Source organism: Rhizobium sp. BK112, from assembly GCF_014193215.1.
GTDB classification, from domain to species: Bacteria; Pseudomonadota; Alphaproteobacteria; order Rhizobiales; family Rhizobiaceae; genus Rhizobium; species Rhizobium anhuiense.
The window spans coordinates 133,524-139,979 of the sequence record NZ_JACHYZ010000016.1 but is presented as its reverse complement, the minus strand read 5'-3'; the positions used below and the strand labels follow the sequence as shown (position 1 = coordinate 139,979).

Genomic DNA, 6,456 nt, shown 5'->3' with positions numbered 1-6,456 from the left:
GAATACTGACGATCACCTTGCCGAAGACCGAGGAGGCGCAGTCGCAGGTCAAGCGCATCGCCATCAAGAGTTGATCGAGACGAACGCGCGGCGGCGGCCATCTGCACCCGCCGCGCATCCTTTGCCACCCTGCGGAGGACAAGTGATGGAGACTGGCAGACACACAGATAACGAGAGAACAGCGACGGCTTCCGGCTTGCGCGTCTTAAGCGACAACCGGTGGAGCTATCCTGTTTCTCGCACTCATTGTTTCCCGAAAATACCGTTGCGAGGATTTTCAAACCGTCGCGCTCGGTGACGACATTAGGGACCGAACAGCCGAAGGGCTGGCGGCTTGTTTTCGACCGCCGCAGCGCGCCATTCAGCGAACCTTTGATGGGCTATGCGGGAAGTGCCGACACGCTCACCCAGGTGGAGTTGAAATTCCCCACGCTCGAATCCGCCATCCGCTGTGCCGAGCGGCATGGAGGCGAATGAGGCCTCCACGTCGGATCTGGAGAGGTTGCAGTCGAAAAGAGGCCAAGATCTGCGCGAGGACAGTCTCAGCAACCGCCGCTCGACGAAACGGCCGGGCCATTATCATGCCGCCCTGATCCTGACATTACTTCTCAACGCGGCCACATGGCCGGCGGCGCTGTCGAGATGAAATTGGTTGACGAGTTCACGCAGCCTGCTCGCCTCACTCGACAAAGACGCCGCTGCTGCGGTCGATTGCTCGACCATCGCCGCGTTCTGCTGGGTGGACTGATCCATTTGATTGACGGCGGTGTTGATTTCGGCGAGGCCCGTGGACTGCTCTCGCGCCGACGTTGCGATGGCTGCCATCAGCTGATTGATCTGAGAGACGTGGTCGCCGATCGACTTAAGCGACTGGCCCGTTTCGAGGACCAATTTCACGCCCGTGCCGACTTCGACTGATGACTTTTCGATCAGTCCCTTGATTTCCTTCGCCGCCGTCGCTGCGCGCTGGGCGAGCTCGCGTACCTCCTGTGCGACAACGGCAAAGCCTTTACCGGCTTCTCCGGCGCGGGCTGCCTCGACGCCTGCATTCAGCGCCAGAAGGTTTGTCTGGAAAGCGATTTCGTCGATCACGCCGATGATATTGGAGATTTGCTCCGAGCTGTCCTCAATGCGCCTCATAGCCTGTTCGGCTTGAGATACGACGGCAGCGGAACGTTCCGCACTGACATTAGCCTCCTGCGCGACATTGCGGGCCTCGTCGGTTCGTTTGGACGCGGTGGCAACGTTGGTGGTAATCTCATCGAGAGCTGCCGCCGTCTCTTCCAAAGACGCGGCCTGCTGCTCCGTACGCTTGGAAAGATCTTGCGCACCGGACGCGATTTCGCGCGTTCCATTGTCGATGCTGTGCACCGTTTGCAGGACAGCACCGATTGTCGTCCCGAGTTGCTTGAGGGACGTGTTGAAATCCTCCCGCAGTTGCTCGTATTCCTCAGCGAAGGGCTCCGCCAGCTGGAATGAGACATCGCCGCCTGCAAGACGTCTCAGTCCGTCACCTAGAGTGGTCGTCGCAAACCGTAATTGTTGCGCTTCACGCTCGGTGCGCTCCTGTGCAGCCGCGCGTGCGGCCTCCGACTGGCTTCGCGAAGCCGACGCTTCCTGCTCCAGGTGGAGGACATGTATGGCGTTCTGTCGGAAGACTTCGACCGCTGCTGCCATTGCGCCAATCTCGTCGGCGCGGCCGGCATAAGGGATCTCGCTTTGCAGATCCCCGTCGGACAAGATTTTCATGGCTGAGGCGATGCGGCGGATCGGGCTCGCGACGCCGAGTACGGCGAATATCGTTCCGGCTAAAGCGACTAGAACGGCAAGAGTTGCAATTATTGCTGTGATTATGAATGCCGTGCGTGCCGCGCCGCCACTTGCCGCCACATAGGTCTCGCTCTGGCTCAAGATGAAGGCCACGAGATCAGAAATCTTCTGGCCGACCAAATCGGATTGCGGCTCCATACTCTCGCGGAAAAGGCTGACCGCCTCGGCGCCCTTTCCACTGTCCTGTAGTTTAGCCATATGTTCAGCAAGTTCGCCGTATTTCTTGAGTTCCGAGTTGACCTGGGTGATCAGTTCCCGGCCCCGCTCGGTACGCACGCCTTTCACATATTCATCGATCGCGGTCTGGACAGCGGACTTCGCGTCGTCGACCAGTTTAGCTTCAGCGGCTTGATTTTCTGGTGAAGCCTCCAACAGATAGCGCGCGTAAGCAAGCTTCAAATCGGAGAAATTCCCCTTGATATCCCGCGCGGTAACCAGGCGCTTCATCCAGAAGCCACCAATTTGCTGGGTGTTGTCGTTCAAGGTCGAGATCGTGCTGAGGGAGCTGTAGGACAGGACAACGAGGAAGGCACAAATGACGGATAAAACCGCAATAAGGGCCTGCTTGACATTCGGACGCTTCATTCGGATCTCCAGCTCCTGAGGACGACCGCGCGGGTCACGTAGCTGCAAGAATTCGGCCGATTGGCTAATTTAGAATTAACTTTATTTACTTCTATCGCCGAAGGCTGGATTATTCTCGTTGCTTACAAACGACACATAGCAAAGCCGCCCGCGCGTACCATCAGGGGGTTGCACCCAGGGCCAGTTGCGAATCGTGACAATGCCGCCTGGCGCCGCCCGGGAGCAATCGCGTCGCCTGCTGGTTCCGCTTCACCTGACCAGCGGCAGGCGCAGGAGGCAGTCGGCTCAGTCGGGATCGGCTAGAATCCCAAGGATGCGAGTGGCATCGCATCACGTTCGACTCAAGCTTAGGCACGAACGGCTCTTCGGGGTCGTCTTGTGCGGGCCAACATTCGATCCCGCTGTCGGAATCATGGCATCATTTTACATCGCCCACGGGAGCGTCATACGAAGCGGAGCGATCGGTCGGAATTTCAATGTCGATAAGCAGGGCCTCATTAACCCAGCTTTTCTTGATGCGCCCTTCAAGCTGCTTTTCGACCATCGCACCCACAATCACGGTTCCAAAACCACGTTTTGCCGATTTGGGTGCAATACCGATGCCCAACTCCTGCCATCGGATAGTAAGGCCTGTGCCCAACGGTCCGGGCTTCCAGCTGATTGAAAGTGTGCCCCGCGCAGCGGCAAGAGCACCGTGACGAGCCGCGTTTACGGCGAGTTCATGGAACACGAGCGCAAGCGGCTGAACAACCGGCGCCGGCAGTCGGATATCCGGCCCGCTGAAAGAAGCGCGGGCTGCTGCGAATGGGGTTACCTGCTGGCGTGTTGGATTGAGGCGGCATAAAGGGCCGGGTCCTCGGCATTGCTGAGGCGGACGATGCTGTCGACGATGGCCAGCACATTCTTCGTGCGGTGATCGACCTCCCTGAGCAGACGGTGCTCGGAGGCTTCGAGCGCTTCAATGCGCCGATACTCCGTTATGTCGATTTGAGACCCGAAGAAGTACAGGATCTGTCCGTCATCCCCATGTACGGGACTTAGGTGAAGGCGATTCCAGAACTGCTCACCGCTTTTCCTATAATTGAGGATCTCCACATTCACCTCGTGCTCGCCGGCGATGCCGGCACGAATTTCTGCAACGGCAATGGGAGACGTAGCGGGACCCTGCAGGAAACGACAATTGCGTCCGAGAACCTCCTCGGCAGCATAACCTGTCAGTTCGAGGAATGCTTTGTTTGCGAGCACGATCGGCACATCTGCCGTCCGCGCGTCAGCGACCACCATCGGCATTCTGGTACGTTCGAACGCGATCGCTGCCAGCTCTTTCCGATCGGCGGCGGCGACCTTTGATGCTGCGGAGGGCAAATCGCCGTGGAGTTTTCTCGTGGAATGACTAGTCATGCTTCTACGCTTAAGAGAGGTCGCACAATAACGCGGCTCGCATTCCTTTGTTTCCCATGTGGCGACAGTTTGGGATGACCTGGCTTCCTTGAGACGGGGCGGGCAACGTGTCACGGTCACGACCTTCGCCGGAGGGCCGTGATCGCTGCAAGCAGGTTTCACACGTCAGTGGAGTCTCCTGGCACCCTTTGGATTTGGTCAGTCGCAACGCAACTGCTCAACGGCCGGAATGCTTTATGAAGAGATGGCCGGAGCCGACTTCCAACGAATCTCGACGAACAGGAGGATGGATTTCGCGATAACGTTCGCTGATTTCCGCGGCCTGGGCGACGGGGCATTATCGCGCCTGGACCGATGGGCTCGATCCGACCGTCCCGGACAAGTCGCTGATCAAACCCTTACGACCGGGCACGCGTTCCGTCGAACAAGTCTGAGCGATAAACCGGCCGGTCGAAACAGAGCATTCTTTCTTTGCTTCCTGCCCCGGCCGACCTTCCACTCAAGGCTTGCCGCTTCAGGCGAGCAATCGCTGCAGCCCGTGGTAACGGAACCATCTCCTGTCGCCGCGGTTTGGTAGGCTTCGACAAGCTCTCAATCCTACGGTGCATCCATGGCTATACTTTCCGAGCGCGATCGAGACGCGGCCGCCTATCCGATACAGTCGCTCTTTGTCCCGTTTCCCTTCGTCTGCTTCACGCTGGCACTCGCGACCGATATCGCCTTTTGGCAGAGCGGCAACGTGATGTGGCAGAATTTCTCGGCATGGCTTCTGTGTGCCGGACTGCTGTTGGGTTCGCTTGCGATCCTCGCCGGGTTGATGGATCTGGTGCGTCCCCGCACCCGCCCACTGAGGGCGCCCCTCCTGTCGGCCCTCCTCTACTTGATCATATTGGGCCTAGGCTTTGCCAATAGTCTTGTGCATGGGGGCGATGGATGGACGGCCGTAGTTCCGTACGGACTGATGATTTCCGCCGTCACCTTTGTGTTTTGCTTGGTGGCTGTAGTTTTTAGCGCGCGCAAATACGCCAGACTGGCCTGGAGGATATGATGATGAAGTCTCGGCTTTTCGGTGCCTCGGTTTTATCGATGTCTGTAGGCGTCGGGCTCGTTGCTTACGCGCAGAGCGGAAATTTCGACATCTCCCAGCAGATCGGACCGAACCCTGTCCTCCCAGATCCGGCCCCCTCCCTGCTGCCTGATCTGAAGGTAGCGGACATCGTCGGCTGGAAGGAGAATGAGACGCCGGCCACTCCGGACGGCTTGAAAGTCGCGATTTATGCCAAGGACCTCGTTAATCCTCGAACGGTCCATACCTTGCCGAACGGTGATGTGCTGGTGATCCAGTCTCGCGGCCCCTCTGGCGAACCGACCTCACGGCCGAAGGATTTCATCCGCGGCTGGATCATGGCTATCGCTCACGGCGGCCGTGGCGGCGAGCAGAAGGAAAGCAACATCATCACATTGCTGCGTGACACGAACCGCGACGGCACTGTGGACGAGCGACACGATCTGCTGAAGAAACTCGATTCGCCGTTCGGTGTGGCCTGGGTGGACAACACGCTCTATGTCGCCTCGACGGCTGTCATTCTCGCCTACCCCTATGAACTCGGGCAGAACGAAATCACCGCCAAAGCGAGAATTGTCACGCCTCTGCCAGGTGGTCCGATCAACCATCATTGGACAAAGGATCTGGCGCTCAGCCCTGATGGGCAGATGCTTTACGTCTCGGTGGGCTCGAATTCCAACATCGTGGAGAACGGACTGGAAGCGGAAAAGGGCCGTGCAGCGATCTGGCAGGTCGACCGGCACACCGGCGCAGCGCGTGTTTTTGCCTCGGGACTGCGCAATCCGAATGGCCTCTCCTTCAACCCGGAGACAGGTACGCTCTGGACGGTCGTGAATGAGCGCGACGAACTCGGCCCGAACCTCGTTCCCGACTACATGACTTCGGTCAAGGAGGGCGGTTTCTATGGCTGGCCTTGGAGTTATTATGGCAAGCATGTCGATGCGCGTGTACATCCGCCGCGTCCCGACATGGTCGAAGGGGCGACCCCACCGGATTACGCGCTGTCGAGCCATGTCGCGGCCCTCGGACTGACCTTCTCGATGAATTCAGCGTTGCCCGCCGCCTACGCCAACGGCGCCTTCATCGGTGAGCACGGCAGTTGGAACCGGGACAGCTTCAACGGTTACAAGGTGGTGTACGTGCCATTCGAAAACGGCAAGCCATCCGGCAAGGCGCAGGACGTCGTCACGGGCTTTATCCAGGGCGACCAAGCGAGGGGTCGGCCGGTTGGAGTGGGGATCGACGGGACGGGAGCGCTGTTGATTGCCGATGACGCCGGCAATACGGTTTGGCGCGTTGCTTCGTCCGACGGCAAGATCACGCCGCAGCCAATCGGCACGGACCAGGTTTCGGCAAATTCGCAAGTCTCGACGGATGCAAAAGCGGGCAGGACTTTCGATATGATTCCGAGCATCGGAATGGAAAGGACGGGCTCGACCGATCAAAAGGCACTTGCCCTTCAGCCAGACACGTCCCCGCCTGCGCAAATGCAGATTGCCCCGGCATCTGATCTCTAATGAGATGCCGTTAGGTTCCGATTTCTTCTTGTCATGTTTCGTGGCACGGACCGTCGA

Annotated in this window: 4 protein-coding genes and 1 pseudogene; 3 read left to right on the top strand and 2 right to left on the bottom strand. The window is 58.8% G+C overall.

The features are described 5' to 3' along the window. Window positions 1–294 precede the first annotated feature (294 nt). The gene (locus tag FHT75_RS31125; RefSeq protein ID WP_312865396.1) at window positions 295–477 is read left to right on the top strand and encodes an NADH dehydrogenase ubiquinone Fe-S protein 4; all 183 of its coding nucleotides are present in this window, start codon (window positions 295–297) and stop codon (window positions 475–477) included. Window positions 478–579: 102 nt separating this feature from the next. On the opposite strand, the gene FHT75_RS31120 is transcribed toward FHT75_RS31125, so the two are convergent. Beyond that, window positions 580–2,415 carry a methyl-accepting chemotaxis protein gene (locus tag FHT75_RS31120; protein WP_183845626.1) on the bottom strand — a complete coding sequence of 612 codons (1,836 nt, stop codon included), beginning with the start codon at window positions 2,413–2,415 and terminating at the stop codon, window positions 580–582. 418 nt (window positions 2,416–2,833) lie between these two features. Then, window positions 2,834–3,816 (bottom strand): annotated as a pseudogene (locus FHT75_RS31115) (PAS domain-containing protein). A 610-nt stretch (window positions 3,817–4,426) separates the two neighbouring features. On the opposite strand from FHT75_RS31115, the gene FHT75_RS31110 reads away from it, so the two are divergent. Together FHT75_RS31110 and FHT75_RS31105 are read left to right on the top strand one after the other, a co-directional pair. Beyond that, entirely contained in the window at window positions 4,427–4,864 is a 438-nt protein-coding gene (locus FHT75_RS31110; RefSeq protein WP_183845627.1) for a DUF2231 domain-containing protein, read from the top strand. Next, complete coding sequence (locus FHT75_RS31105) at window positions 4,864–6,399, top strand: PQQ-dependent sugar dehydrogenase (protein ID WP_183845628.1); 1,536 nt, start codon at window positions 4,864–4,866, stop codon at window positions 6,397–6,399. The genes FHT75_RS31110 and FHT75_RS31105 overlap by 1 nt, the downstream gene beginning before the upstream one ends. The last annotated feature ends 57 nt before the right edge of the window (window positions 6,400–6,456 follow it).

What these genes read in the sequence shown, in the direction of transcription:
- FHT75_RS31120 (WP_183845626.1), bottom strand. Translation starts at nt 2,415, where the DNA reads ATGAAGCGTCCGAATGTCAAGCAGGCCCTTATTGCGGTTTTATCCGTC.
- FHT75_RS31110 (WP_183845627.1), top strand. Translation starts at nt 4,427, where the DNA reads ATGGCTATACTTTCCGAGCGCGATCGAGACGCGGCCGCCTATCCGATA.
- FHT75_RS31105 (WP_183845628.1), top strand. Translation starts at nt 4,864, where the DNA reads ATGATGAAGTCTCGGCTTTTCGGTGCCTCGGTTTTATCGATGTCTGTA.